Origin of the sequence: Streptomyces sp. NPDC018833 (assembly GCF_044390825.1) — a bacterium.
GTDB lineage: Bacteria > Actinomycetota > Actinomycetes > Streptomycetales > Streptomycetaceae > Streptomyces.
In genome coordinates this window covers 381,115-407,895 of sequence record NZ_JBIRZM010000006.1, presented here as the reverse complement: position 1 = coordinate 407,895, position 26,781 = coordinate 381,115, and the positions used below count along the sequence as shown (strand labels likewise).

Annotated in this window: 24 protein-coding genes and 3 pseudogenes; 10 read left to right on the top strand and 17 right to left on the bottom strand. The window is 71.7% G+C overall.

The window, feature by feature from the left end:
• Positions 1-367: 367 nt before the first annotated feature.
• Together ACH5AF_RS15985 and efeU are read right to left on the bottom strand one after the other, a co-directional pair.
• On the bottom strand, positions 368-1,315 hold the full coding sequence (locus ACH5AF_RS15985; protein WP_398902290.1) for a hypothetical protein: 948 nt from the start codon (positions 1,313-1,315) through the stop codon (positions 368-370).
• A complete protein-coding gene (gene efeU, locus ACH5AF_RS15980; RefSeq protein WP_398902246.1) occupies positions 1,236-2,204 on the bottom strand; it encodes an iron uptake transporter permease EfeU in 969 nt (322 codons plus the stop codon). Before efeU ends, ACH5AF_RS15985 begins: the two co-directional genes overlap by 80 nt.
• Positions 2,205-2,555: 351 nt before the next feature.
• Between efeU and ACH5AF_RS15975 the strand changes: the two genes are divergently transcribed.
• On the top strand, positions 2,556-3,350 hold the full coding sequence (locus tag ACH5AF_RS15975) for a PhzF family phenazine biosynthesis protein (protein WP_398902245.1): 795 nt from the start codon (positions 2,556-2,558) through the stop codon (positions 3,348-3,350).
• 508 nt (positions 3,351-3,858) lie between these two features.
• On the opposite strand, the gene ACH5AF_RS15970 is transcribed toward ACH5AF_RS15975, so the two are convergent.
• Together ACH5AF_RS15970 and map are read right to left on the bottom strand one after the other, a co-directional pair.
• Positions 3,859-4,518: a heme oxygenase (biliverdin-producing) gene (locus tag ACH5AF_RS15970; protein ID WP_398902244.1), complete on the bottom strand. Its 660-nt coding sequence runs from the start codon at positions 4,516-4,518 to the stop codon at positions 3,859-3,861.
• 127 nt (positions 4,519-4,645) lie between these two features.
• Positions 4,646-5,503: a type I methionyl aminopeptidase gene (gene map / locus ACH5AF_RS15965; RefSeq protein WP_398902243.1), complete on the bottom strand. Its 858-nt coding sequence runs from the start codon at positions 5,501-5,503 to the stop codon at positions 4,646-4,648.
• An 89-nt stretch (positions 5,504-5,592) separates the two neighbouring features.
• On the opposite strand from map, the gene ACH5AF_RS15960 reads away from it, so the two are divergent.
• Positions 5,593-5,820 (top strand): hypothetical protein, encoded by a 228-nt coding sequence (locus ACH5AF_RS15960; protein WP_398902242.1) that lies wholly within the window; start codon positions 5,593-5,595, stop codon positions 5,818-5,820.
• A 25-nt stretch (positions 5,821-5,845) separates the two neighbouring features.
• Here ACH5AF_RS15960 and ACH5AF_RS15955 read toward each other — a convergent pair whose 3' ends face one another.
• Both ACH5AF_RS15955 and ACH5AF_RS15950 read right to left on the bottom strand, forming a co-directional pair.
• Positions 5,846-7,123, bottom strand: coding sequence for an MFS transporter (locus tag ACH5AF_RS15955; RefSeq protein WP_398902241.1), 1,278 nt, complete (start codon positions 7,121-7,123; stop codon positions 5,846-5,848).
• Between the two features lie 588 nt (positions 7,124-7,711).
• The gene (locus tag ACH5AF_RS15950) at positions 7,712-8,332 is read right to left on the bottom strand and encodes a hypothetical protein (RefSeq protein ID WP_398902240.1); all 621 of its coding nucleotides are present in this window, start codon (positions 8,330-8,332) and stop codon (positions 7,712-7,714) included.
• Between the two features lie 95 nt (positions 8,333-8,427).
• Between ACH5AF_RS15950 and npdG the strand changes: the two genes are divergently transcribed.
• Together npdG and ACH5AF_RS15940 are read left to right on the top strand one after the other, a co-directional pair.
• On the top strand, positions 8,428-9,141 hold the full coding sequence (gene npdG / locus ACH5AF_RS15945) for an NADPH-dependent F420 reductase (protein ID WP_398902239.1): 714 nt from the start codon (positions 8,428-8,430) through the stop codon (positions 9,139-9,141).
• Between the two features lie 100 nt (positions 9,142-9,241).
• A complete protein-coding gene (locus ACH5AF_RS15940) occupies positions 9,242-9,430 on the top strand; it encodes a hypothetical protein (RefSeq protein ID WP_398902238.1) in 189 nt (62 codons plus the stop codon).
• A 13-nt stretch (positions 9,431-9,443) separates the two neighbouring features.
• Here the strand turns inward: ACH5AF_RS15940 and ACH5AF_RS15935 are convergent, their stop codons facing one another.
• From ACH5AF_RS15935 to panB, 4 genes and pseudogenes are all read right to left on the bottom strand, one after another.
• On the bottom strand, positions 9,444-10,241 hold the full coding sequence (locus tag ACH5AF_RS15935) for a site-2 protease family protein (RefSeq protein WP_398902237.1): 798 nt from the start codon (positions 10,239-10,241) through the stop codon (positions 9,444-9,446).
• Positions 10,242-11,149: 908 nt separating this feature from the next.
• Positions 11,150-11,323: pseudogene (locus ACH5AF_RS15930) on the bottom strand (daunorubicin/doxorubicin resistance ABC transporter ATP-binding protein DrrA); the annotation flags it as partial.
• 238 nt (positions 11,324-11,561) lie between these two features.
• Positions 11,562-11,930: a cupin domain-containing protein gene (locus ACH5AF_RS15925; protein ID WP_398902236.1), complete on the bottom strand. Its 369-nt coding sequence runs from the start codon at positions 11,928-11,930 to the stop codon at positions 11,562-11,564.
• Between the two features lie 123 nt (positions 11,931-12,053).
• On the bottom strand, positions 12,054-12,941 hold the full coding sequence (gene panB / locus ACH5AF_RS15920; RefSeq protein WP_398902235.1) for a 3-methyl-2-oxobutanoate hydroxymethyltransferase: 888 nt from the start codon (positions 12,939-12,941) through the stop codon (positions 12,054-12,056).
• 160 nt (positions 12,942-13,101) lie between these two features.
• On the opposite strand from panB, the gene ACH5AF_RS15915 reads away from it, so the two are divergent.
• The 4 genes and pseudogenes from ACH5AF_RS15915 to ACH5AF_RS15900 all read left to right on the top strand — a co-directional run.
• The gene (locus ACH5AF_RS15915) at positions 13,102-14,706 is read left to right on the top strand and encodes an MFS transporter (protein ID WP_398902234.1); all 1,605 of its coding nucleotides are present in this window, start codon (positions 13,102-13,104) and stop codon (positions 14,704-14,706) included.
• A 227-nt stretch (positions 14,707-14,933) separates the two neighbouring features.
• Positions 14,934-15,710: a TetR/AcrR family transcriptional regulator gene (locus ACH5AF_RS15910; protein ID WP_398902233.1), complete on the top strand. Its 777-nt coding sequence runs from the start codon at positions 14,934-14,936 to the stop codon at positions 15,708-15,710.
• A gap of 286 nt (positions 15,711-15,996) precedes the next feature.
• Positions 15,997-17,022, top strand: coding sequence for an endonuclease/exonuclease/phosphatase family protein (locus ACH5AF_RS15905; RefSeq protein ID WP_398902232.1), 1,026 nt, complete (start codon positions 15,997-15,999; stop codon positions 17,020-17,022).
• Positions 17,023-17,230: 208 nt separating this feature from the next.
• Positions 17,231-17,512 (top strand): annotated as a pseudogene (locus ACH5AF_RS15900) (MFS transporter); the annotation flags it as partial.
• Here ACH5AF_RS15900 and ACH5AF_RS15895 read toward each other — a convergent pair.
• Positions 17,502-19,259: an NAD+ synthase gene (locus ACH5AF_RS15895; RefSeq protein WP_398902231.1), complete on the bottom strand. Its 1,758-nt coding sequence runs from the start codon at positions 19,257-19,259 to the stop codon at positions 17,502-17,504. The pseudogene ACH5AF_RS15900 and the gene ACH5AF_RS15895 overlap by 11 nt on opposite strands.
• A gap of 463 nt (positions 19,260-19,722) precedes the next feature.
• Here ACH5AF_RS15895 and ACH5AF_RS15890 point away from each other — a divergent pair, with 463 nt between their 5' ends.
• Complete coding sequence (locus tag ACH5AF_RS15890; protein WP_398902230.1) at positions 19,723-20,385, top strand: GPP34 family phosphoprotein; 663 nt, start codon at positions 19,723-19,725, stop codon at positions 20,383-20,385.
• A 223-nt stretch (positions 20,386-20,608) separates the two neighbouring features.
• On the opposite strand, the gene ACH5AF_RS15885 is transcribed toward ACH5AF_RS15890, so the two are convergent.
• The 3 genes from ACH5AF_RS15885 to ACH5AF_RS15875 form a co-directional block, all read right to left on the bottom strand.
• Positions 20,609-21,280: a DUF305 domain-containing protein gene (locus ACH5AF_RS15885; RefSeq protein ID WP_398902229.1), complete on the bottom strand. Its 672-nt coding sequence runs from the start codon at positions 21,278-21,280 to the stop codon at positions 20,609-20,611.
• A gap of 5 nt (positions 21,281-21,285) precedes the next feature.
• A complete protein-coding gene (locus tag ACH5AF_RS15880) occupies positions 21,286-21,933 on the bottom strand; it encodes a DUF3105 domain-containing protein (protein ID WP_398902228.1) in 648 nt (215 codons plus the stop codon).
• 64 nt (positions 21,934-21,997) lie between these two features.
• Positions 21,998-22,411 (bottom strand): hypothetical protein, encoded by a 414-nt coding sequence (locus ACH5AF_RS15875; RefSeq protein WP_398902227.1) that lies wholly within the window; start codon positions 22,409-22,411, stop codon positions 21,998-22,000.
• Between the two features lie 497 nt (positions 22,412-22,908).
• Here ACH5AF_RS15875 and ACH5AF_RS15870 point away from each other — a divergent pair, with 497 nt between their 5' ends.
• Positions 22,909-24,270, top strand: coding sequence for a glutamine synthetase family protein (locus tag ACH5AF_RS15870; protein ID WP_398902226.1), 1,362 nt, complete (start codon positions 22,909-22,911; stop codon positions 24,268-24,270).
• A gap of 75 nt (positions 24,271-24,345) precedes the next feature.
• On the opposite strand, the gene ACH5AF_RS15865 is transcribed toward ACH5AF_RS15870, so the two are convergent.
• The 3 genes and pseudogenes from ACH5AF_RS15865 to ACH5AF_RS15855 all read right to left on the bottom strand — a co-directional run bounded on the left by ACH5AF_RS15865 (position 24,346) and on the right by ACH5AF_RS15855 (position 26,056).
• The gene (locus tag ACH5AF_RS15865) at positions 24,346-24,723 is read right to left on the bottom strand and encodes a tyrosine-type recombinase/integrase (RefSeq protein ID WP_398902225.1); all 378 of its coding nucleotides are present in this window, start codon (positions 24,721-24,723) and stop codon (positions 24,346-24,348) included.
• Positions 24,724-25,027: 304 nt separating this feature from the next.
• Positions 25,028-25,371 (bottom strand): annotated as a pseudogene (locus ACH5AF_RS15860) (transposase family protein); the annotation flags it as partial.
• Positions 25,372-25,456: 85 nt separating this feature from the next.
• Positions 25,457-26,056 (bottom strand): hypothetical protein, encoded by a 600-nt coding sequence (locus ACH5AF_RS15855; RefSeq protein ID WP_398902224.1) that lies wholly within the window; start codon positions 26,054-26,056, stop codon positions 25,457-25,459.
• Positions 26,057-26,781 lie beyond the last annotated feature (725 nt).

Here is a 26,781-nt window from a genome sequence, read left to right as displayed (position 1 = left end):
GGCCCGTAGGCCCGTAGCACCAGGGGCGTTGGCGCGCGTACCGCCGCGAGCCGCGGTTGACTGCCGTGCTGCGCGTGGGTGGTTGGCGGCCATAGCGTCGTGAGCCGCGGTTGACGGCCCTGCCGCCGCGGGGTGTTGGCGCGGGCACCGCGGCGAGCCGCGGCTGACTGCCGTGCTGCCTGCTGGTGTTCGGCGGGCATGCCGTCGTGAGCCTCGGTTGACTGCCGTAGCACCACAGGGCGTTGGCGGGCCGCTGCCGTGGGCCGCGATCGACTGCGGTGCCGACACGGGGGGTTGGCACGGCGCACTCCACCCGCACAGTCGCGCACCATCGCACTGGAGCGCCCCGCGCCGTACGCCCGTGCCGCTACGAGCCCTTGGCCGCCGTCAGGCCGGTCAGTCTGCCCAGTATGTCCGGCTGGCCGCCGCCGCTGCCCACGGGCACCGTGACCACCTGGCTGGAGATCCGCTCCTTGGTGATCGTGGACTTCACCTCGCCGGTGAGCAGCGCCTTCACATCCGGGACGATCTTCAGCTTCACGCCGTTCGCGGCGGTCTGACGCTCGAAGTTCTTCACCGCGAAGAACACCAGCGCGCCGCCGTCCTGGGTGACGAGTCCCAGCGGCGCGAACGCACCGGTGTCCAGGGGCTGGTCGATGTACTGGGTGGACATGCCCAGCACGGTGGCGTTCTTCTTGCGCATCTCGCGCCAGCCGGAAGTGTGTGGTCCCGGCTTGAAGCGCTCGGGCGTGCCGCTCTGCAGGTACGAGGCGTAGTCCTCGCTCAGGTTGCGCGGGGCGACCGCGAGCGCGGCGTCTTCCGGCGCGACCGGTTCCGCGTAGCCGTCCTGGTCCCGCTTGAGGGCCGGAATCTCCTGCGGCGACATGATGGCCAGGTACGCGGCCTTCCATGTGTCGTCGACGCCGCTGCGCACGAAGACGACGAGCCAGCGGTTGTCCAGGTCGCCGCCGTTGTCGCGGTCGCGGTTGGAGTCCGTGTCCGCGAGGAACCAGCGCGGCCAGCCCGCCTTCTTCGGGATGACGTACTTGGCGTCCGCGAGCTCCAGCGGAACGTGCTGCGGATTGCCGTTCGGGAAGTTGACCTGCCGCGCCTTGAGGCCGGCCTGGTTGATCGCGCCGAGCGCCCCGGTGACGTGCTGCGCGTCGAGGGCGGGGTCGTAGGCCTTGTCGGCCTTGTTGTACGCCGCGGTGAAGCCTGCGAGCGCCTTCGCGGCCTCAGCCTCCGTCGCCGCCGGAACGACCTCCCGTTCCCCGTGCACCGTCACGCAGGCGCTCGCCGTCAGGGACAGCACCATTGTCGCCGCGAGCCCCGTCGCCGCCCGACCCAGCCTTCTCATCGGTTGCCTTCTGCTCCTCGCCCCGCACTGACCGTCCGAACCCTACCGGGGCCAGGAACAGGCCGAGCGTCGGGACCAGATACAGCGCCCACACCGTGACCTGGAGAACGGTCGGGTTCGGCCGGAAGTTGAACACGCCCTTCAGCAGCGTCCCGTACCAGCTGTCCGGCGGGATCACGGCGCTGACGTCGAACGCCTTGGCCGCGAGGCCGTCCAGGAAACGGGCCTCCTGCAGATCCTGGACTCCCTGCGCGAGCACCCCCGCCGCCACGACGACGAGCATCCATCCCGTCCAGGTGAAGAACGTCGCCAGGTTGATCCGCAGCGCGCCGTGGTAGAACAATCGGCCCAGCGCCACGGCCGTGGCCAGGCCGAGCAGCATGAGGGTCAGCGGGGCGCTGTTGCCGCCGCCGCTGTCGGTCGCGGCACGCACGGAGGCCCACACGAACAGCGCCGTCTCCAGACCCTCGCGGCCCACCGCCAGGGCGGCGGTGGCGACCAGCGCGGCCGTACCCGTGCTCAGCGCCGCGTCCAGCCGTCCGTGCGGCTCCGCCCGCAGGTTCCGGGCCGTGCGCCGCATCCGGAAGACCACCGAGGTCACCAGGCACACCGCGGCGATCGACAGCGAGCCGCCGAGCATTTCCTGCGCCTCGAACGTCAGCTCCTGCGAGCCGTATTCGAGCGCGAAGCCGAAGCCCAGCGAGAGCGCGACGGTGACCCCGATGCCCGCCCACATGGGGCGCAGGGCGTCGCGCCGACCGGTCCTCACGAGATACGCGACGAGGATGCAGACGACAAGACTCGCCGCCAGGCCCGCACGCAGGCCGATCAGGTAGTTGCCGAACACGGCGGTCCTTCCGGGAGTCCGTTGACGAGGGTTCAGGAGAACAGTGCCCGGCCCCACCGGTCGTCCTGGTCGCGGACGCGCGGCGGGATCGCGAACAGAGCCGAACCTAGCTCGAGGGTCTTGCCGCCGGTGGCCTGGCCTCGATCCGGGGGTGGACGCGGAGCGGTCACGGCATGGCCATCACCTGCCCGTGAGGGGTCAGTCGGACGGGTCGAGCAGCGGTCCAGCAGCGGTCGAGCGGGGGTCGGGCAGGGGTCGGGCGGAGGCACTTCCCGCCTCGGCCCGCCGCGTCGCGGATTGTCTCGCAGCCGACCGCCGGTGCTCCGTGGTCCGGGGTGCTTGAATGCCCGGGTGAACGAACACGACGTGCTCGACGTGCTCCAGGTCTTCTGTGCCGGCGACGGCCGGTTCGGCAACACCCTCGGTGTCGTACGCGATGGGTGCCGCTACCCGGACCGGGCGTCCCGTCAGTCGCTCGCGGCGGAACTCGGGTACAGCGAGACGGTCTTCGTCGACGACCCCGAGCGCGGGGTCGTCGACATCTACACCCCGGGCCCGCGCCCGCCGTTCGCCGGGCACTCCCTCGTCGGGGCGGCCTGGCTGCTGGACCTCGAAGCCGTCCACCCGCCTGCCGGTGAGGTGTGGGCGCGCCACGACGGCGAGTTCACCTGGATCACGGCGTGCGCCGCATGGGCGCCGCCGGGGGAGCTGGTGCGGTACGCCTCTCCCGCCGAGGTCGACGCCCTGCCCGCGCCACCGCCTGGTGAGGGCGGGCTGTACGCCTGGGCCTGGGAGGACGAGGCGGCCGGCCGGGTACGGGCGCGTGCGTTCCCCCGGCGGGACGACGGGATCGTGGAGGACGAGGCGACCGGTGCGGCGGCCCTGCTGCTCACCGACCGGCTGGGCCGGGCCCTGAACATCACCCAGGGCCGGGGCTCGCAGATCCTCACCGCGCCCGGCCCGGACGGCATCGTCGAGATCGGCGGACGCGTACGCCTCGCGAAGGCGGCGGCCGACATGCGGCCTGCGGCCGAGTCCGAGGCCGAGTCCGTGAGCGGGAGGGGCACCCGTATCGCGCCGCTGCGACGCGACGCGAGGCCGCCCCGCCTCCCGCACGCGGTGACGATGCCGGGCCTCACGGGCTGAGCGAACGGGGCGGATGCGCTGTCCCGGGCAGTCCGCCCCCGGGCGCAGGCGCGACGCGAGGCCCCCGCCTCCCGCACGCGGTGATGATGTCGGGGCTCATGGCCTGCGAACGGGGCCCCGGCGTCGCCCCCGGCCGACCGGCCCCGTACGCGCCGACCGGGCCACGCCGCGCCCAGGCAGGCCGACCCTGTGCTCGGTGCGGACCGGGCCACACGCACCCCCCGGGCGTAGGCGCGACGCGAGGCCCCCGCCTCCGGCACGCGGTGATGATGTCGGGGCTCATGGCCTGCGAACGGGTCCCAGGCGTCGCCCCCGGCCGACCGGCCCCGTGCTCAGGCGAGCCGGGCCACGCGCGCTCCGGGCGCACCCGGGCGCTCGGGGCCGGGCCATACCCCTCCCCGGGCAGACCCCGTGCTCGGTGCGGACCGGACCACACGTGCCCCCGGGCGCAGGCGCCGACCGGGCCACGCGCGCTACGCGGCGCCCGGGCGCACCCGAGGGCCCGGGGCTACGCGCTGGCCGGGAACTCCGCGCCCAGCTCGCGGAACACCGCGCTGTTGAAGTCGAACGCCCGCCTGCACTCGTCGACGATCCGCTGCTTCTCCAGGTCATCGGCGTTCACCGCGTCCAGCAGTTCGCGGTAGGTCCGCTTGAAAGCCGCGGGGTTGGGGATCTCCTCGAAGACGTAGAACCGCACGCCGTCGCCCTTGCGGGCGAAGCCCCACGCCTTCTCCGCCCGGTCGCGGATGATCTGCCCGCCGGACAGGTCTCCGAGGTAACGCGTGTAGTGGTGGGCGACATACCCCGCCGACCAGTCGCGGGCGCACTCGGCGACCCGCGCGGCGTACGCGGCGGTCGCGGGCAGCGCGGTGAGGCCCGAGCGCCAGTGCGGACCTCGCAGGTGGGCGAGATCGCGCTCCAGCTCCGGCGTGCGCATCAGCTCGGGCCGGACGAAGGGCCCCGCGACCGGATCGTCCCTCAGCGTCCCGGCCGCGTCCTCCAGCGCGCGGTAGACGAACCACAGCTGCTCGGTATAGCGCGCGTAGGCCGCCACACCGAGTCGGCCGCCCAGCAGGCCGCTCATGAAGGAGGAGGTCTCGGCCCGGGTGTGCTGCTCGTGGGAGGCCGTGCGGATCAGCGTCGAGAAGGGCGTGCCGGTTGCGTCCAAGGCGGGCCTCCAGGGGCGATAAGGAACGGAAACAGAGCCGTTGCCACGGCCGATCCTTCTGCTTAGGCTTACCTAAGTCAACCTGTTCCCGACGGCCTGTCGGTAAAAACGCTACCGGCCCGGACGGTCACGGCAACGTGAGGATCTCCGCGCCCGTGTCCGTCACCACCAGCGTGTGCTCGAACTGCGCCGTGCGCTTGCGGTCCTTCGTGACGACCGTCCAGCCGTCCGCCCACATGTCGTACTCGTACGTGCCGAGCGTCAGCATCGGCTCGATGGTGAACGTCATTCCGGGCTGGATGACCGTGGTCGCGTGCGCCGCGTCGTAGTGCGGGACGATCAGCCCGGAGTGGAAGGACGAGTTGATGCCGTGCCCGGTGAAGTCACGGACCACGCCGTAGCCGAAGCGCTTGGCGTACGACTCGATGACCCGGCCGATGACGTTGATCTGCCGGCCCGGCTTGACGGCCTTGATGGCGCGGTTGAGCGACTCCCTGGTCCGCTCCACCAGCAGCCGCGACTCCTCGTCGACGTCACCGCACAGATAGGTGGCGTTGTTGTCGCCGTGCACGCCGTTGATGTACGCGGTCACGTCCAGGTTCACGATGTCGCCGTCGCGCAGGACGGTGGAGTCGGGGATCCCGTGGCAGATCACCTCGTTGACCGAGGAGCACAACGACTTGGGGAAACCGCGGTAGCCGAGCGTCGACGGGTACGCACCGTGGTCGCACATGAAGTCGTGGGCGACGCGGTCGAGTTCGTCCGTCGTCACGCCGGGGGAGATGTGCTTGGCGGCCTCCTCCATCGCCTGCGCGGCGATGCGCCCCGCGATGCGCATCCGCTCGATGGTGTCGGAGTCCTGGACCTCGGGCCCGGTGTACGGGGTCGGGGCGGGCTTCCCGACGTACTCGGGACGAGCGATGGAGGCGGGGACGGAACGGGTGGGGGAGACCACCCCGGGAACGAGCAGCGACTGGCCAGACATGCCGCGAGTCTAACCGCGGGGTCCCTGTCGGCCGCCGGGCGTAGGCACAGGCCCATGGGGCAGCATGGCCCTGGAGGAAGGAGCCGACGATGGCCCTGTTCAAGAAGCGCACGGTGGGCAAACCGGGCGAGTGGTACTACTGCCTGCAGCACCAGAAGGTCGAGGAAGGCCCGGAGTGCCCGGCGAAGGACCGCTTCGGGCCGTACACGACCCGCACGGAGGCGGAACACGCGATGGAGACCGCGCGTGAGCGGAACCTCGAGTGGGAGAACGACCCCCGGTGGCACGACGGGGCGTCGCGCCCCGAGGGGGAGTAGACGGGAGGCGGGGGTGCGGCCCCGGCTACACCCCCGCCGCTTCCTTCTGTGCCCGCCGGCGCACCGCGTCCTCGTCCGTCTCGGAGTCGTACGTCACGAGCTTCGGCAGCACCGCCGCCAGCAGACCCACCGACACCACGCACGCCAGACCGCCTGCCCAGATCGCGGGGCGCGTGCCCGTCCAGCCCGCCATCGCCCCCGCGCGGACCTGGCCCAGCTGAGGGCCGACGCTGTACGAGAGCACCTCGATGCCCGCGAGCCGGCCGCGCAGCTCCTCGGGGATCGTCTGGTTCCAGATCGTCGAACGCCCGAGACCGCTCAGCATGTCGCCCGCCCCCGCGAACGCCAGGCACAGCAGCACCAGCCACACGTTGCCGAACCAGCCCGCCGCGGCGATCGCCAGCCCCCAGCCCGCCGCGCCGAACACCACGAACAACCCGTGCCGCCGTACTCGCGACGTCCAGCCACTGGTCAGGCTGAGCAGCACCGAACCGACCGAGCCCGCGGCGTACATCAGCCCCAGCGACCACTCGGCGTCCAGGTCGTCGGCGAGGAACGGGAAGATCGTGTTCGGGAACGCGAAGAGCATCGCCGCCAGGTCGATCGCGTACGTCCCCAGCAGCACCGGCCTGCTCCACGCGTACCTGGCACCCTCCGCGATGCCCCGCAGCGAGGGCTTCTCCGCGTCGTGCGCTGGGGGAGCCGGGGCGAGCCGCAGGCACAGCAGCACGGAGACGCCGAACCCGGCGACGGTGATCCCGTAGGCCGTGGCATGCCCCGCGTACGCCACGACCACGCCCGCCAGCGCCGGGCCCGCGATCGCGCCGAGCTGCCAGCGCAGGGCGTTCAGCGCGGCGGCCGCGGTGAGCTGGTCGTGCGGCACGATACGGGCCATCAGCGAGTCCAGCGCCGGGCGCTGTAGTCCGGCGAGTGCCGAGACACCGGCCGCGACGACGTACAGCGGCCACAGCATGGGCGCCGGCAGCATCGCGTTGACCAGCAGCACCACGGCGAGCAGCCCGAGGGCGGCCTCGGTGCCGAGGATGAGTCGGCGCCGGTCGACCGCGTCGGCGAGTGCCCCTCCGTACAGCCCGAACACGACCAGCGGCAGGAGCTCGACAGCGCCCATGGCCCCGACCGCGAGCGGAGAGCCGGTGAGGTCCTTGATCTGCAGCGGCAGCGCGATCATCGCCATGAAGCTGCCGAAGTAGGTGACCAGCCCCTGGACCCACAGCAGCCGGAAGTCGGCCGAGGACCGCCAGGGCGAGAGGTCGGGCAGCACCGCGGAGAGCTTGGAGGTCACGGGTGACCATGGTCGACGCGCCTGACGGCCCCCGGCAACCGATTTACGTCCCGGCGGGAGCGGCGGAAGGTGCGGATCGATCAGCGCCCCGCGAGGAGCAGGGCATGGGTGCCGGCCGTCCGGGCCGCAACCGGGTCACGCCCCGGCCCGGGCGGCCCCCTGGCCCCGGGCCTCGAGTCGCCGGGGTACGTCCCGGGCGGGCGGGGGCCGGAGTCGGCGGGCAGGGAACGGCCCGGCTCGGCATGCGGGAGGCGCGGACGTGTCGCCCGGGTACGTCCCGGGCGGGCGGGGGCCGGAGTCGGCGGGCAGGGAACGGCCCGGCTCGGCATGCGGGAGGCGCGGACGTCTCAGCAGGGCGTGGGTGCCGAAGGTCCGGCGGGCGCAACCGGGTCATTTCCCGGCCCGGCGGGCGTCACCGCCCGGGCGGCTGTCCCGGCCGGGTGGACCCCGGCCCCGGGCCCAGCCGCCGGGGGACGTCCCCGCCCGACTGGGGCCGGAGTCGCGGGCAGGGCGTCCGGTCCGCTCGGCTGTCGACGCGCTCTGAGCGGGGTCGGCGGCCGCAACCGGAGCGCCGCCCGGCCCCCTCGCTCACCAGCGGGTCGGTGGGGGCTCCGTCAGCTGGTCCGCCAGCCGCGACAGCCGGTCGCGGAAGCGCAGCCGCCCCCGCCGCACCGGCACGCTGTTCTCGCCCGCCGCCGCGCTCACCAGGTGCTGCACCATGTCGATGCCGATCTCGGCAGCCGGGCCTTCCGGCTCCGCCGCCGGCACCGTCAGCGCCTCGTGCGCCAGGCCGTGCACCTCCGGTTCGCCACCGTCCAGCGCCAGCACCGTCGCACCCGCCCGCCGGGCGTCGTGCACCCGCTCCAGCAGGTCGGAGCCCGGCAGCTCCGGCGCCACCACCAGCAGCGTCTCCCCTCGGCCGGCCGCCTCCAGCCTGCCGAGACCGACGGCCAGGTGAACGGGGTCGCCGGAGCGCACCCGGTGGCGTACGAGGGTCGGTTCCAGCTCCGGCAGACCCGACCAGGCGGCTTCGTCCACCAGGTGCGCGGCCAGATGCCACGGCTCGTACTCGCGCGTCCCCACCAGCAGCAGGCCGCCGCCCCGCCGCACCGCACAGGCGCGCATCACCCCGGCGAAGTGCCGGGTCGCGGCCGGCCACTCGGTACCCGCGAGGACTTCGCGCAGCAGCGCGACGCGTACGGCATCCATGGAGCGGCATCCTGCACCACGGAGCCGCGCCCTCGGGCGGGGTCCAGGCAGGCTCACCCGTTCGGGAGCCGCTTACCAGGAAGTAGGGTCGGCCCATGACTTCGAATGACAGCGCGGGCACCGCGCCGAAGGCCCCGGCCAAGGATCCCTGGGACCTCCCCGACGTCTCCGGCCTCGTCGTCGGTGTCCTCGGCGGCACCGGCGACCAGGGCCGCGGACTCGCCTACCGGCTGGCCAAGGCGGGCCAGCAGGTGATCATCGGCTCGCGGTCCACCGAGCGGGCCGCGGCCGCCGCGACGGAACTCGGCCTCGGCATCGAGGGAGCCGACAACGCCGCGTGCGCCCGGCGCAGTGACGTCGTGATCGTGGCCGTGCCGTGGGACGGGCACGCCAAGACCCTTCAGTCGCTGCGGCAGGAGCTCGCGGGCAAGCTCGTCGTCGACTGCGTCAACCCGCTCGGTTTCGACAAGAAGGGTGCTTACGCGCTGAAGCCGGACGAGGGCAGCGCCGCCGAGCAGGCCGCCGCGCTGCTGCCGGACTCGCGGGTGACCGCGGCCTTCCACCACCTGTCGGCCGTGCTCCTCCAGGACGAGTCGATCGGCGAGATCGACACCGATGTGATGGTGCTCGGCGAGTCCCGCGCGGACACCGACACCGTGCAGGCGCTCGCAGGCCGCATCCCCGGTATGCGCGGCGTGTTCGCGGGCCGGCTGCGCAATGCCCACCAGGTCGAGTCGCTCGTCGCCAACCTGATCTCCGTGAACCGCCGCTACAAGGCGCACGCGGGGTTGCGCGTCACCGACGTGTAGCGGGGGCGGGGGCATGGGGGACACTGGGAGCGACCTCCCCGTACGCCCTGGCGGGCGTGGGGGAGCCCCCATCCGAAGGACCCGACAGGAGTCGCACCCCATGCCCCGCCTCGCTCTCTGCTCCCTCGTCGTCTGCGTGCTCTCCGTCGCCGCGGCGGTGCTGTCCTTCACGCAGGGCATGTGGCTCGGGATCGTCTGGGTGCTGCTCGCCGGCCTGTCGTCGAACATGGCCTGGTACTACACCCGCCGCGCCAGGGCGCAGCGCGAGGCCGGCACCCCGTCAGCCTGAGGTGCGCACGTCGTCAGCCTGAGACGCAGGGGTCGTTCTGCCCGTCCCAGAACATGAACAGGTCCCGCCCGCAGTAGATCTCGACCTCGTGCACGCCGAGCGCCTCCATGGCGCCGTACACGGCGTCGAAGAAGACCTGGTTGACCTCCGGGATCCAGAGGATCACGAAGACGGCGAGCAGACCGAACGGTGCGACCGGCTCCACCTGGCGGCGCACCTTGTACGGCAGCCAGGGCTCGATCACGCCGTAGCCGTCCAGTCCCGGCACCGGCAGGAAGTTCAGGATCGCGGCCGTGACCTGGAGCATGGCGAGGAACGCGAGCGCGAGCCGGAAGGGCAGGGGCACCCCGTCGAGGGCGCCCAGCCAGAACGGCGCGGTGCACACTGCGGCGAACAGCACGTTCGTCAGCGGACCCGCCGCGGAGATCAGGCTGTGCTTCCAGCGCCCCCGGACGCGGTGCATCTCGATGAAGACGGCGCCGCCAGGCAGACCGATACCGCCCAGGATCACGAAGATCACGGGCAGCACGACGCTCAGCAGGGCGTGCGTGTACTTCAGCGGGTTCAGCGTCAGATAGCCCTTGGCGCCGACCGAGATGTCCCCGCCGTGCAGCGCGGTGCGGGCGTGCGCGTACTCGTGCAGACAGAGCGAGACGATCCACGCCGAGACCACGAACAGGAAGACCGCGAGTCCGGGGCTGGCCGCGAAGTCCGTCCACACGGCCCAGCCCGTCACCGCCATCACCGCGGCGATCCCGATGAACACGGGGCTGATCATGCGGTCGCTGTGGCGCCTGGCAGCGGTGGTCATGGATACGGCTCCTGGGGACGCGGGCGGTTCGTGCGACAGGGAGGTGCGGACGCGGGCGTGCGTGTGTGCGGAGTAGACCGTACCGGTGACACGGGGACAACGTTCCCGGGCCCTCCCCGGTGTTCCTGCCTCTTCCCCGTGGGCGCGCCGCACACCGGGAACGAGGACCGGGCGACGGTTCTGTCCCGGCGCACCCAGGCCGTCCGCGCCGACGGCACGCCCGTCGCGCTCGACGGCGCACGGCCGCGTGCCCTGCCGACCGCGCTCGCGCGGGTACCCCGGGCGCACGGTCCCCGTCGCCGTACTGGTCGACGAGGTGCGGGACACGGATCCGCCGGCCGACGCGCAGGCCCTGGTCGGCCGGCTGTGTCGGCCGTCGGCACGAGGCGATCGCTCGGCCGACGGCCGACGGCGGCTACCGCCCGTGCGCCGATCCCGAAGCCGTGGACCTGCACCGCGTGGACCGGATGACGGGGGAGCGGGCGCGGGCGCTCGCGGCCGGTGACGCGACCGTGGCGATGGCATTCGACGGCACGCTCCCGCTGTGGCGCCGGCCCGCGCCGGCCGAAACCTGCCGGACCGCATCTGGGCGGCGACGCTCCCGCCGCATGCGGCCCGCCGCGGCGCTCGCGCGTGCCCCTGCCGACGCCGTCCTGCCGGAACTGGCCGCCCTGTGCGGGGCCCACGCCCCCTGGACGAGCCGCTCAAGGCCCTGCGGTTCGTGGATCCGGGCCTTGCAGGACACGGGACGGGCGGTGGGCGTCGGCCGCGTACGGGGAGGTGCGCAAGGATCCGGCGGACCGGCTCGGCGCCGGTCCGGGGCCGGAACTGGCCTCGCGGCACCGGGAGTTGCGGCCACGCCTCTGTGGCGTGCCGCAACTTCCCGTCCACGGCGGCCTACTGACGATGAGCCCGATGATGCGGCGCGGCTGCCGGGGCCGGCGTACGGCGTCGTGGTCCGCGGCGGTCGCCCGGCCGGCGTCGGGGACGACCGGGGTCGACAGGAAGCGTAGGAGGGTGGTCCTGCCGGCGCCGTTGGGGCTGAGGACGCCGAGGACGCCGAGGCCCGTGCCCGCCCTCACGGAGGTCGAGGTCCACCCCTGCGGGAACGGTGACCGCCGGGGGACGTCGACACCGTCTCGGCGGTCTGTCGGTGCACCACGGCACCGTGGGCCGCGGGATACGCGTCGACACCAACGCCGTTGAGGTCCGGGGCATCGTGAAGCACTGCGGCGAGGCCGAGGCCCCGCAGGTCAGGCGGCGGACTTCGCGTAGTCCCCGAAATCGTGAAGCACTGCGGCGAGGCCGAGGCCCCGCAGGTCAGGCGGCGGACTTCGCGTAGTCCCCGAAGCCGACCCAGTCGAGCATGACGCACGGCTCGTCGCCGACGACATAGGCGTCGTGCCCGGGTGCGACGGTGACGAACTGGCCCGGTTCCGCGTCGGCCGTCTCGCCGTCGTCCATGACGATCTTCATCCGTCCGCTGACGACGTAACCCACATGGGACGCCATGCAACTGTCCGTCTCCGCGATGGGCTTGACGTGGGTGGACCAGCGCCAGCCCGGCTCGAACACGGCCCGGCCGACCGGCCCCTGCTCCGTGTTGAGGAGGTCGAGCCTCCCCTTCCCCTCGGTGAACTCCCGTGTCTCGTCAGCTGAGTCGAACGTCCTGCTCACGATACCGGCCATGGTCATCCGCCTCCTGGCGGCGTTGCTGCGTACCCCGAGTCCACCTCTCACATTACGCGCCGACCCGTGCGGCAGCCCGCCGACGGGGGAAGATCGGCGGGCTGCCGGCCGTACCGGGAGTGGTCAGTGGAAGGTGTGCTCCTCGGTGGGGAAGGCGCCGCCGACGACGTCCTCCGCGAACGCCTTCGCCGCATCGCCCAGAACCCGGCGCAGGTCGGCGTACTGCTTGGTGAAGCGCGGCACCTTGCCGCCCGTCAGGCCCGCCATGTCGGTCCACACGAGCACCTGCGCGTCCGTGTCCGGCCCGGCGCCGATGCCGATGGTGGGGATGTGCAGGGAGCGGGTGACCTCGGCGGCGACCTCGGCCGGCACCAGCTCCAGGACCACGGCGAACGCGCCCGCGTCCTGGGCGGCCTTGGCGTCGCGGATCAGCCGGTGCGCCGCCTCGTCGCCGCGGCCCTGCACGCGGTAGCCCATGGTGTTCACGGACTGTGGGGTCAGGCCGAGGTGGGAGACGACCGGGATGCCGGACTCGACGATCAGCTCGGTCTGCGCGAGCGACCGCTCGCCGCCCTCCAGCTTGACGGCTCCGACGCCCGCCTCCTTCACCAGCCGGGTCGCGTTGCGCAGCGCCTGGACCGCGCCCTCCTGGTACGAGCCGAACGGCAGGTCGCCGACGATCAGGGCGCGCTTGGTGCCCCGTACGACGGCGGCGGAGAGCAGCGTCATCTCGTCCATCGTCACGGGCACGGTGGTCTCGTAACCGAGGTGACAGTTGCCCATCGAGTCCCCGACCAGCATGACCGGGATGCCGGCCTCGTCGAAGACGGACGCGGTCATCGCGTCGTAGGCGGTGAGCATGGCCCACTTCTCGCCCCGCTCCTTGGCGGCGGTGATGTCGTGGACGGTGATGCGGCGCCGCTGCGTCCCGCCGTAGAGCGCCTTGCTGTCGGACGGCTTGGTGTCGGACGGGCGGGCGGCGGGCTGGTTCTGCGCAGCCTGAAGCGTCATGGCTGATCGGCTCCTTGTTGTCATCTCGAGGCGTCCTTACGACGTCCCCGGACCGCCTCCATGGTGGCACTACGTGCCGCCGGGCGAAAGGGGGCCCTGTTCCGTAAAGTGTTCCTATACGAGACGGTCTCGTATCGAAATCGGTTTAGGCTGGTTGCCCATGCCCACCCCGTCCGGTGACCCCGCCACGCTGTGCATCCCTGAGGTCGTACGTCGCAGACGCTGGGCGACCCTCACCGTCCTGATGTTCAGCCTGCTCATCGTGGTGCTGGACAACTCGATCCTGAACGTCGCGGTCAGGATCATCGCCGCCCCCGAGCCCATCGGCCTCGGCGCCACCCAGAGTCAGCTGGAGTGGGCGATCAACTCCTACACGCTCGTCTTCGCCGGTCTGCTGTTCACGGCGGGCCTGCTGGGCGACCGCATCGGCCGCAAGAAGGTGCTGCTCTTCGGCGTCGCCGTGTTCGGGTCGGGCTCCGCGCTCGCCGCGTTCTCCGGCTCGCCGACCGAGCTGATCGCCTACCGGGCGATGATGGGCTTCGGCGCGGCCTTCGTGATGCCCGCGACGCTGGCCGTGCTGATGAACGTCTTCGAGCGCGACGAACAGCCCAGGGCGATCGGTGTCTGGACGGGCAGTGTCGGCCTCGCCATCGCCATCGGCCCCATCACCGGAGGGCTCCTCCTCGAACACTTCTGGTGGGGCTCGATCTTCCTGATCAACGTGCCCGTCGTGATCACCGCCCTGGTGGCCATGGCCCTGCTGGTCCCCGACTCCAAGGACCCGAACCCCGGCCGGGTCGACGCCCTGGGCGTCGTCCTGTCCGTCGTGGGTCTCGTCCTGCTGGTCTCGGGCATCATCCGCGGCGGCGAGCTCGCCGACTTCACGGCCCCCTCCGTGCTCCTCCCCATGCTCGCGGGCCTGGCGGTGCTGGCCGGCTTCGTCCTGCACGAAAGACGCAGCGACCATGCGTCGATCGACATGTCGTACTTCGCCAGGCCGGCGTTCGCCGCCGCCGTCGCCGCGATCGCCCTGGTCTTCTTCGCGCTCATGGGCGTGACCTTCTTCTCCGCGTTCTACCTCCAGAGCGTGCGGGACCACAGCGCGCTGGAGGCGGGGATGCTGATCATGCCGCTGGCGGTGACGCAGGTGGTGTTCGCGCCACGCGCCCGGCTTGTCGTGGACCGCTTCGGCGCCCGGGCCACCTGCGCGGTGGGCATGCTGATGGTCGCGGGCGGCCTCGGCGCGTTCGCGTTCTTCGACGCGTCGACGCCGGTGTGGGTGCTGGAGACCGTCTTCTTCGTGCAGGGCACGGGAATGGCGCACGTCATGCCGCCGGTGACGGTGGCCGTGATGCAGACGCTGCCGCGGGAGAAGGCCGGCTCGGGCTCGGCCATCAACAACACGTTCCGCCAGGTCGGCGGCGCCCTGGGCGTCGCGGTGCTCGGCTCGCTGCTGTCCGCGCACTACCGGGGCGAGATCGAGCCCCACCTCACCGGCCTGCCGGCCGCGGCCAGGGAGGCGGCGGGCGAGTCGATCGAGGCGACGCTCGGCGCGGCGGAGGCACTGGGTCCGGCGGGCAAGGCGCTGGTGGGCCCGGCGAACGACGCGTTCCTCAGCGCGATGCACCTGACGGCGCTGGGATCGGCGGGGGTGTGCTTCGTCGGGGCGCTGATGGTGGCGCTCTTCCTGCCGGGCCGCGACGGGACCCGGCCGGGTCGGCCACCCGCTCCTGAGCGGGCGCCGGCCAGGGCCGCCAGCCCGTGAGCGGCGGGCGCAGGGCCCGGGGTGCAGGGGGCGTGAGCAGTACGAAGAGCATGAAGAGCCTACGGGAGAATGGACAGATGGCGGCGAAAGGCGAGGCGACAGTGCCCCCGGAGCAACGGCACGACGTGCCCGGGCCGGTAAAGGCGCCCGATGCCGATGCCGATGCCGCGCCGGGCACAGGGCGCCACGCGGAGCCTGGGCCCGGCGGGGACACGCACGCTGGGCCTGTGCCCGGCCAGGACTCCCGGGCCACGTACGCGCCGGACAGGGGCACGCGCCCCGCGCACACGTCGACCGTGGCACCCCATGCCGCGGCCGCGCCGGACAGGGGCATGCGCGGGCCGGGCACCGGCCCCCACACCGCGCACGCGGCCGAGCGGGACACCCGCACCGTGCAGGACACGCGCGGGTCCGGTGCGGTGCCCCGCCGAGGTCGTCCCCGGAGCGAGGCCGTCGAGCGGTCCATCGTCGACGCCGTCGTCCGGCTCCTGGAGGAGGGCGTGTCCATCTCCGACCTCTCCATCGAGCGCATAGCCCGCACCGCAGGGGTCGGCAAGGCCACGATCTACCGCCGCTGGGAGGGCAAGGAGTCCCTCCTCGTCGACGTCGTCCGCTCCATGGAGCCCGCCGACCCGCCCCTGCCCGGCACCTCCGTGCGCGACGACCTGGTGGCCATCGTCGAGACGCTCCGCCGACGCGGCCTCGCCAAGCGCTCCTCCGCCCTCCTGCACAACGTCTTCGCGCAGATGCAGAACTATCCCAAGCTCTGGGAGATGTACCACCGCATCGCCGTCGCCCCGCGCCGTGAGCGCATGGACGCCGTCCTGCGGCGCGGCGTGGAGAACGGCGAGATCCGCGCCGACGTCGACTTCGACCTGCTCGGCGACATGTTCGTGGGGCCCATGCTCGTACGCACCGTGCAGCGCCCCGAGTGCACGCCCGGCCCGGGCAGCGCCGAGCTGATCGTGGACACCGTGCTGCGCGGAGTGCGGCCGCACGGCTGAACGGCCCCGGGACCACGTCCGGTCGGCCGGGCCGCAATGTGCGGGTTCTGTCACAGCCGTCCCACCTGAGCCGACACGCGGAACCCGGTGCGTGGACGCGTCGTCATCGAGGCAGTACGGCCGTCAAATGGACGGTGAAGTGACCACCGGTCATCCCCTAGGGTGCCGAGGGGTCAGAAGATCCCGGGGCGCCCGAAGCCCTGGGGTCTTCGAGGGGCACGGCCCGGGGCCCGGGGGAGCGGCGCTGTGCGCCACCGGTGTGACAGCAAGGCAGTGAGGACTCTTTATGGCGCAGGCGTACACGGCGGAGAAGGAGAGCGGCACGGCGGGGACGCGGCCATCGGAATCCCGTGTCCGGAGCCTGCTGGAGCGCTGGCGCGGCGACCGGGGCGTCTGGCGGCGGGGTGTCCTGCTCGCGCTGTGCGCCGTGCTGGTGGCCTTCCTGATGATCCTGCACGCGCAGATCCCCAACCGGATCGGCAACCTCGGCAGCCTGACGGAGACGTTCCTGCCCTGGCTCGGCCTGGTCGTGCCGCTGGTCCTCGCCGGTGCGCTGGTGCGTCGCTCGGCCACGGCGCTCATCGCACTGCTCCTGCCGCTGACCGTCTGGCTCAACCTGTTCGGCGACCTGCTCACGGGCAAGTCGGCGGCGGTGGGCGGCGATCTCACGGTCGCCACGCACAACGTGAACGCCGGCAACCCGGACCCGGCGGGCACCGCCAGGGACGTCGCGGCGTCGGGGGCCGACGTGATCGCGCTCCAGGAGCTGCCCGGAGGTCAGGTGGCCGCCTACGAGAAGGCGCTGGCGGAGACGTACAGGTACCACGCGGTCGAGGGCACGGTCGGGCTGTGGAGCAAGTACCCGCTCTCCGGCGCGGCACCGGTGGACATCCGGCTGGGCTGGACCCGGGCGATGCGCGCCACAGTGACGGCGCCGGGCGGCGAGGTGGCCGTGTACGTGGCGCATCTGCCGTCCGTGCGCGTGAAGGTGAACGCGGGCTTCACGGCCAACCAGCGGGACAACAGCGCTGACGCGCTGGGGGAGGCGATCGCCCGTGAGCGTCTGGACCGTGTGGCGCTGCTCGGCGACCTCAACGGCACGATGAACGACCGCTCCCTGAACGCCGTCACGTCCCAGATGCGTTCCACGCAGGGTGCCGCCGGGGACGGGTTCGGTTTCAGCTGGCCGGCGTCGTTCCCGATGGCGAGGATCGACCAGATCATGGTGCGGGGTATGGAGCCGGTCTCGTCCTGGACGCTCCCACGGACGGACAGCGACCACCTCCCGATCGCGGCACGCATCGCGCTGTGATGACTGCGGCACGTGGGCGCGTGTGGCTCGGCCGGGGCGCTGGTGATGCCTGCGGCACGTAGGGCGCGTGTGACGCGGCTGGTCATGACTGCGGTCGGCGCCCGCGGCGCGGCTGTGGCGCTCGTCATGACCGCGGCGTCGTCCTGTGACGGTGCCCGGCGTGGGGAGAATCTCGTCGCAACCCGGCGTTCACCGCCGGGAACAAAGCGTCATGGTGATGCGCGCGGCGCAGGACGCCCCGACCCTGGCGTCGGCCTCCAACCACTCGGCCTTCAACCTCGCCAACGCGGGCGGCGCCTGGCTCGGCGGCACGGCGATCGCGGCGGGCTGGGGCTGGACCTCCCCCGCCTTCGTCGGCGCGGTCCTCGCGGTGGCGGGCCTCGCGATCGCGGCGACGGCCGGGCTGCTGGACCGGGACCGTACGGCGAAGGGGACCTCCCGCGTCGTCGCGGGAAGTCCCCTCGCCCAGGAGACGACGATCAGCTCGTAGCCTCGCGCCACCGGTTCGTGATCGGCAGCCGCCGGTCCTTGCCGAAGCCCTTGGCCGAGATCTTGGTGCCCGGCGGGTACTGGCGCCGCTTGTACTCCGCCGTGTCCACCAGCCGCAGCGTCTTGGTCACCAGCGCCTCGTCGAACCCGGCCGCCACGATGGCGTCCTTGCCCTGGTCGCGGTCGACGTACAGCTCCAGCAGGCGGTCCAGCACGTCGTAGTCGGGCAGCGAGTCGGTGTCCACCTGGCCCGGGCGCAGCTCGGCGCTCGGGGGCTTGGTGATCGACGCCTCCGGGATCGGCGGGGTCTGACCGCGCTCCTCGGCGGCGCGGTTGCGCCACTTCGCGAGCCGGAACACGGTCGTCTTGTAGACGTCCTTGATCGGCCCGTACGCGCCGACCGAGTCGCCGTACAGCGTCGAATACCCCACCGCCAGCTCGGACTTGTTGCCCGGCGCGAGCACGATGTGCCCCTCCTGGTTGGAGATCGCCATCAGCATCGTGCCGCGCAGCCGCGACTGGAGGTTCTCCTCGGCCAGCCCGGTGAGCCCCAGCGAGTCCATGTACGCGTCGAACATCGGCTCGATCGGCACGGTGCGGAAGTTCAGTCCGGTCCGGCGCGCCAGCTCGGCGGCATCGCCCTTGGAGTGGTCGGAGCTGTACTTGGACGGCATGGAGACGCCGTACACGTTCTGCGCACCGAGCGCGTCGCAGGCGATGGCCGCGACGAGGGCGGAGTCTATGCCGCCGGAGAGGCCGATGAGGACGGACCGGAAACCGTTCTTGGCGGCGTACGCGCGCAGGCCGACGACCAGCGCGGAGTACACCTCCTCGTCGTCGTCGAGCCGGTCGGCGTACCCACCGGAGAGCTCGGCCTCGTACGGGGGCAGCGGCTCCTCCGACAGCACGACGCGGTCGATGCGCAGACCGTCGTCCACGACACCCGTGGGCGCCTCCGCCTCGGCGGCGGGCAGATCGAGGTCCAGGACGACGCTGCCCTCGGCGAACTGCGGGGCACGGGCGATCACATCGCCGTCCGCGCGGACGACGATCGAGTCGCCGTCGAAGACCAGCTCGTCCTGGCCGCCGATCATGGCCAGGTAGGCGGTGGTGCAGCCCGCCTCCTGGGCCCGCTTGCGCACCAGTTCCAGGCGGGTGTCGTCCTTCTCGCGCTCGTACGGCGAGGCGTTGATCGAGATCAGCAGCCCGGCCCGCGCACTGCGGGCGGCGGGCACCCGGCCGCCGTCCTGCCACAGGTCCTCGCAGATCGCGAGGGCGACATCGACGCCGTGCACGCGGATGACGGGCAGGGTGTCGCCCGGCACGAAGTAGCGGAACTCGTCGAAGACGCCGTAGTTGGGCAGATGGTGCTTGGCGAAGGTCAGCACCACCTCACCGCGGTGCAGCACGGCGCCGGCGTTGCGCGGTGCCCCGGCGGGCTGGCCGTACTTGTGGCTGCCCGTATCGGAACGGTCCAGATACCCCACGATGACGGGCAGGTCGCCGAACCCCTCGGCGGCGAGCCGCGAGGCGAGCGCGCGCAGGGCGGAGCGTGACGCGTCGACGAAGGACGACCGCAGGGCCAGGTCCTCGACGGGATACCCGGTCAGCACCATCTCGGGGAAGGCGACGAGATGCGCCCCCTGTTCGGCGGCGTGCCGGGTCCAGTGCACGATCGCCTCGGCGTTGCCGGCGAGATCGCCGACGGTCGAGTCGATCTGATTCAGGGCGAGGCGTAGTTGAGGCACGCGGCTCAGTGTAATCGTCTTTCTGACGCGATGTCCTGGGGGGTCGGGATCCGTGCGGACCACGCCCCGGGGCCGGTGATCGGACCACAGCGCTGCGCGCGGCCGCGTAGCGACCGGAGGGCCGCAACCCGGGCCGTGCAGGGTGGACGGTCGCGCCGCGCGGGGGCCGCGCGTAGCGACCGGTGGCCGCACCCGGGGCCGCGCAGGGTGGACGGTCGCGCCGCGCGGGGGGCCGCGTGTAGCGACCGGTCGCCGCAACCCGGGGCCGCGCAGGGATCGGACGGTCGCGCCGCCCCGGGTGGGCCGCGGCCCGCGGCCGTCGCGCGGGTACCGCAGCCGTACCGCGCGGTGGAACCCGCCGGTCACCTGTGGCGTCGTTCCGTACGAACGCGCGGCGTACGCGCACGCGCGACGGGCCGGCCGACCACCGGCTCGACAGCGGAACGAACGAGGGGAGCCGTGCATGACCGTCACGCTGGCCGAGGAGATCATGCTGCTGTCGCTGGACGACGAGTCGGGCGCCGCCAAGGACAAGGCGTCCGCGGCCTGGGCCGTCGCGGGCGGCATCCTGCTGGACCTGGCGCTGGCGGGGCGGGTCGCCGTCGCCGACAAGCGCCTGCGGACGGTCGACAACACGCCGACGGACGTCCCGCTGCTCGACGAACGCCTGCGGAAGATCACGGACTGGTCGGCGAACCGCCGCTCGGCGAAGGTCGCGGCCTGGCTCACCAAGGACCAGTCCAAGGCCCCGCGCGCGACGCTCGACAGCCTGGTCTCCCGCAGCCTCGTCGCCGAGGAACGCCGCCACGCCCTCGGCGTCTTTCCGGTCCGGCGCTATCCCGAGGCGGACGGTTCCGTGGAGCGTGAGCTGCGCGGGCGGCTGACCGGTGTGGTCCTCGACGGCGACACGCCCGACGACCGAACCACCGGGCTGATCGCCCTGCTGCACGGCGCCAAGCTGCACCGCATCGCCTTCCCCGACGTGCCGCGGAAGAGGGTCGAGGCCCGTATGGCGCAGATCGCCGACGGCCAGTGGGCGGGCGACGGTGTCCGGGAGGCGATCCGGGACATGCAGGCGGCGATGGTCACGGTGACCGTGGTCACGCTGGCGGCCGCGGCCGGCTGACGCTCCGCACGCGGACGGCCGGCCCGTCGTGCCGGCCCGTCGTACGGAGAGAGCAGATCCGTTCCCCGCGTGGCGAGAGCAGACCCGTCACCGTACGGACGCGGCCCGGCCCGTCACCGCGTGGTGACGGGCCGGGCCGACGGTGCTCTGTGCCGACGGTGCGCCGGGCGGCTCGCGCGACGGGCCCGGCCGCCCGGCCGGGCCCGATTGGTGTCAGGGCGGCTCAGGCGAGCGGCTCGGCTCCGCGCTTCTTCAGCAGGTCGACCATCAACTCGACCTCCGAGCGCTGCGCGTCCACCATGCCCCGCGCCAGCTCCCGCTCCACGCCGACGGTGCACAGGTCCGCACAGCCCTGGGCCATGGCCACGCCGCCGTTGTGGTGGTTGATCATCAGCTGGAGGTAGAAGACCTCCGCCTGCTTGCCGCTGAGCTCGCCCAGTCGATTCAGCTCGTCCTTCGTCGCCATGCCCGGCATCAGCCGGTCGTCCCCGGCCGCCCCGGAGCCGTGGCCGCCGTGCCCCGACCCGTGCCCGGACGCGGCGTCCGTGTCCGAACGCATCCACTCCATCGGCGCGCTGCCGGCGACGACCTTGGGCAGCCCCCACAGGTCGAGCCAGCCCAGCATCATGCCCCGCTGGTTGGCCTGCGTGTTGGCGATGTCGTACGCGAGCCTGCGCACGCCCTCGTCCTTCGTCCGGTCCCGGACGATGAACGACATCTCCACCGCCTGCTGGTGGTGGACCGACATGTCCCGGGCGAAGCCGGCGTCGGGCGAATCCGTCCCCGGCGTACGTGGGGCGGGCGTCTCACCGCCCGCGGAGGCCACCGTCGCGGCCCCCGCGAAGAGCAGCGCCAGCACGACCGCCGTGATCGCGGCCCAGTGCGTACGCGTCATGCCCCTCACTTCCCGCCCAGCCCGCCCGTGCAGGCGGCACCCGGCTCGGGCGTCTGGGGACCCTGGACGTACTTGGTGAAGAACTGGTTCACCCGCGGGTCATCGGCCGAGTCCACCGTGACCTGCTTGCCCCAGGCGCTCAGCATGATCGCGCCCTTCTGGGCCTTGTACGGGCTCATCAGCGAGTAGGGCGTCTTCTTGACCTTCTCGCCGAGCTTCTTCACATCCGCCTCGGCGGCCTTGTCGGTGTACGTCACCCACACCGCGCCGTGCTCCAGCGAGTGGACGGCGTTCACGTCCGGGACGGGCTCGGTGTAGACGTCCCCGTTGCAGTTCATCCACGCCTGGTTGTGGTCGCCGCCGACCGGCGGAGCCATTTCGTACTTCACCTGGGTGTCGACGTGATTGCGGCCCAGCTTCTTGGCGTCCCAGGTCTGCTCGTCGGTCACCGGCGCCTTGGCCGCGGCGACCTCCTGTTCCTTCTCCTCGGACTTCTTGTTGAGGACGAAGCCGCCGAAGCCGACGAGCGCGGCGACGACGAGGGTGCTGACGCTGATCGTGATGATGCGGTTCCGGCGCTCGCGCGCCTGCTCGGCGCGGCGCATCTGCTCTATTCGGGCCCGGCGGTCGTTGGTCGTGTTGCGGGAAGCCATGGTGGGGTCGTCCTTCGTGTGGTCTGCGGGGGGTGTCGTTCGGTGCGGGAGCGAGCGGGCCGGATCAGGCCCGCAGCACTTGAAGGACGTGCAGGTCGGGAGCGCGGGGCAGCGCCCCGGTCCACCGCGCCCCGCCGCCGGCGGCGGGCGGCGACGTGTACGGGCCCTGGGCGACCGCCGCGGGGGGAGCGTCCAGCGGGGGCGCCGTGAGCACGGCCGGGCTCAGCACCGGCAGCAGACGGCAGTCGCCGCGGTCGTCGGGGCAGCCCAGCACCGTCTCGGACACGGCCGGTGTCCGGTCCGTCCCGTGCGCGGCGGCAGGGGTGCCGAGGTGCGGCCGGGCTCCGGCCGCCTCATGGGGTGCCGGTCCCGACGGGCTCAGGCAGATGAAGAGCGCGCCGAGGAGCGTCGCCACGGAGCTCAGCAGAGCCGTGGGACGCTCACTGCGTCGGACGCGGTCGCTCCGCGAACCCCTCATGGCCCGAGATCGTAGTCGGCGCGCGGGCGGTGCAGGCCGGATGGGGAGGAAACCCGAGAACTGCGACGGCGGACAACTGGCGCGAATCGCCGAAAGGTCCCGTCGCGCGGAAAGCGACGGGACCTTCGCATGGCGCCCGGCTCCCTCCGCCGGTGGCCGCTTCCCGGTCGTGCCCGCCCCGCGCCCAGGCCCTGGAGAACGCGACGATCCCGGGGCCATCGCGTAACAGAGGGGCCATCGCGTAACAGCAAGGCCCCGAAGAACTTCATGGCCGTCAGTGCCGTCGGACAGCTGCAGCTCACCGCGGTGGGCCCGGCCGCCTCCAGCCGCTGGAGAGTAAGGGACCCCTCAGGGTCGTCTCGGGGTGTGCCCTGACCCACAATGGGCACAGCACGCACTGCGCAACGCGCCTGAAACCCGTCAGTGGCATGCTCGGGCGGTAGGCAGGCGGTAGGCAGGCGGTAGGCAGGCGGCGGGACCGGCAAGGATGGGTGGAAATGGATAAGCAGCAGGAATTCGTGCTCCGCACGCTCGAGGAGCGCGACATCCGCTTCGTGCGCCTGTGGTTCACCGACGTGCTCGGCTTCCTCAAGTCCGTCGCCGTGGCGCCTGCCGAGCTGGAGCAGGCCTTCGACGAGGGCATCGGCTTCGACGGCTCCGCGATCGAGGGCTTCGCGCGGGTCTACGAGTCGGACATGATCGCCAAGCCGGATCCGGGCACGTTCCAGATCCTGCCCTGGCGCGCGGAGGCCCCCGGTACGGCCCGGATGTTCTGCGACATCCTGATGCCCGACGGGTCGCCGTCCTTCGCGGACCCGCGCTTCGTGCTCAAGCGCATTCTCGCCAAGACCTCCGACCTGGGATTCACCTTCTACACCCACCCGGAGATCGAGTTCTTCCTGCTCAAGGACAAGCCGGTCGACGGCACCCGACCGACTCCCGCGGACAGCTCCGGCTACTTCGACCACACCCCGCAGAACGTGGGCATGGACTTCCGCCGCCAGGCCATCACGATGCTGGAGTCCATGGGCATCTCGGTGGAGTTCAGCCACCACGAGGGTGCGCCGGGCCAGCAGGAGATCGACCTGCGCTACGCGGACGCGCTCTCGACGGCCGACAACATCATGACCTTCCGTCTGATCATGAAGCAGGTCGCGCTGGAGCAGGGTGTCCAGGCCACGTTCATGCCCAAGCCGTTCTCGGAATACCCCGGCTCCGGCATGCACACCCACCTGTCCCTCTTCGAGGGCGACCGCAACGCCTTCTACGAGTCGGGCGCCGAGTACCAGCTCTCCAAGGTCGGCCGGTCGTTCATCGCGGGCCTGCTCCGGCACGCCGCCGAGATCTCGGCCGTGACGAACCAGTGGGTCAACTCCTACAAGCGCATCTGGGGCGGTTCGGCCCGCACGGCCGGCTCGGGCGGCGAGGCCCCCTCGTACATCTGCTGGGGTCACAACAACCGCTCGGCCCTGATCCGTGTCCCGATGTACAAGCCGGGCAAGACCGGCTCGGCCCGTATCGAAGTCCGCTCCCTGGACTCCGGCTGCAATCCCTACCTGTCCTACGCGCTCCTGCTGGCAGCGGGCCTCAGGGGCATCGAGGAGGGCTACGAACTCCCCGCCGGCGCGGACGACGACGTCTGGGCCCTCTCCGACGCCGAGCGCCGCGCGATGGGCATCGCCCCGCTCCCGCAGAACCTGGGCGAGGCGATCGACCTGATGGAGCGCAGCGAACTGGTGGCGGAAACGCTGGGCGAGCACGTCTTCGACTTCTTCCTGCGCAACAAGAAGCAGGAGTGGGAGGAGTACCGCTCCGAGGTCACGGCCTTCGAGCTGCGCAAGTCGCTGCCGGTGCTGTAAGACCAGGTCAGCCCTGGTTTCACCGCTGTACGGCACTCCGGGCCGACGGTCACCGACCGTCGGCTCGGAGGCGTCTCAGCCTCCCTGGGCCGTCTGCGGGCCGTCGGGTGTGGGAGAGGCGGCCTCGTACATGGTGTCCACGGCCTTTCGCGCCCGGCCGTCGCTGCTCGGCATCAGGTGCGTATAGACGCGCAGGGTGAACCCCGGGTCGCTGTGTCCGAGGTACGTGCTCAGCGCCTTCACGTTCTCGCCGGCGTCCAGAAGAACCGACGCGTAGAAGTGCCGGAGCGCATGCATCCCGTGCTCACGGGCGGCCTGGTGACGCTCGCCGGCCGACGGCTCCGGGATGACGCCGGCGGCCACGAGCGCGGGCTTCCACACCCGCGTGTTGAAGTCCGTGCGCCGCACGGCTCCGCCTCCGTCGATGCGGGTGAACAGCAGGTGCTTTGTCACGAGCGGGCCATCCGGGCGGAGCCACGGGAGACTGACAGCGACCGGCGGGAACTGCTCCTTGTGTCCCTTCAGGGCGTGCGCAACGCGGTCGGGGAGTGGCACATCCCTTACCTTGTTGCGCTTCGGCGGGCCGAAGACAAGGTGCCCGTTCGCCACCTTCACCTGGCACGCGACGTGGAGCCAGCCCGTGTCGAACCTGACCTGGTCGTCCGCGAGGCCGAAGATCTCGCCCTGGCGGAGACCGCACCCCGCTCCGAGGTCGACCGCGGCCTGGTACTGCGCTGGCAGTGAGCCTTTTCCAACCTCACGCTGACGCGTGGTGAAGGACGAGGACGGCCTGGACGATCGCTGTGATGCGGTTGGTGCTGCAGCGGAGCTTCCGTAGGAGACGCCAGCCCTTCAGGGTGGCCATGGCCTGCTCTCCGAGGCAGCGGATCTTGGCGTGTGTGCTGTTGTGGCGGCGCTGCCACCGCTTGAGGCGACGGCCGCGGAAGGGCACCCGGATGGGTCCGCCGGCGCCCTGGTACGCCTTGTCTGCCCAGCACTTGAGGTCGGCCTTGGCGAGCGCGTCGACGGTGCCGTGGGTGCGGGCGGCGGTCAGGTCTTGGTGGAGCCGGGCAGCGCGGGCGTCGTTCCGCAGTTCCGTCCAACACGTGTGACTGAGCGCTTCAGCTGGCCGGTTGAGCGTTGACCGGGCAGGTGCGCCGTATCCCGTGCGGGCGCCGTCCCCGTTCTACTCCACCGGCTCGCACCAGGCGGCGACGAGATCATGGAAGCGCGAGAAACGGGTGCCGGGAACAGTCTCACCACTGAACGTCTCGCCGTTGAGCCAGCAGATGTCGAAGATGTCGGTCTCGGTGTCGAGGAGGCAGCACACACCACCGGTGGTGGCGGTGAGCTCGGTGAACACCTTCCTGACGCTCGCGGACTGCACGAACATCCGGCTCATGCTTGAGGTAGCGGCTGTGAACTGCAGTGATGCAAAGTTCGGGTGCCATGCGGGGGAGAACCTGACCGTCAGGTAGATGTACCCGACCGACACCCGTCCCTGCTCGTCGACCCTGTCGGAATCGCGGAGGAAGAACTCGTGCACCGCGTCGTCGACGCCGACGACGATCGAGGTGTCCAGTTCGAGCGAGCCGCCTGCCGAACAGTCGACCGGGTCGCTCTTGAACTTCGAGGTGAACGGCACGATCAACTGCTCTCCGCCCGGCAGGGTCACCGGAAGCAGTGGCGTCTCGCGGCCTTGGGGGGCGAGCTCGGCCAGCCGGGTCAGTGCTCTCGCGACGTTCCGAGGGGGCATGAAGATCTCATAGCTGTAGTCCAGCCCCATACCGCCCCGCCTCCCCTGTCCTGAACCGTCATCCTGTCATGATCGGGATCGATCGCCCAGTTGATTCCAACGTGGCTGGCTTCGTCCGGACGCAGTCGGCAACGAAGCGCTCAGTCACAACACACGGCCACCGCCGCCAGGTTGGAAATGGCTCACTGTCATCGCCAAGCGACGTCGACGTAGCTGAAACCCGGAGTGACGCGCGTCGCAAGCGCGCAGCACCAAGGGCTGCATGGGAGCGGAACGAGCAAGGTTCCAGGCCTTGAGCAAGGGTCCCTCTGTAACGGTCCGGCAGCGCGAGGATGAGCTGCCGGCGCGGGACAGGCGCACAGGGCTGCGACGGTGACCGCAGTGAGGCTCGCCGCAAGGGCGCACAGCGGGCACTCCCGGTACAAGTCGTCGACAACAGCAAGGTTGAGCCGTCAACATCGGATCCGGCATGTTTCCGTCGGCGCCGCATCGAACCTGGTAAGGGCCGTGAAAGGTGTCTTCAGACCCTGGACTTTTGTGGACAGATCCCCGGCAACTTGACGCGATAGAGCTCCTGACCAGCACGTTGCCCATGAGGTGAAGGGCCCTCCGAAGCCGTGCCCGGTTGGAGCTGGGCCGTCTGTGGGCCGTCGAAGGGCGGCCTAGAGTGACCAACAACGACCACAGACGGCCGCCCGACTGCTGGTGGGCCGGTCTTGCCTTGGGTCCTCTGAGGTCGCATGCGAGCCGTACAA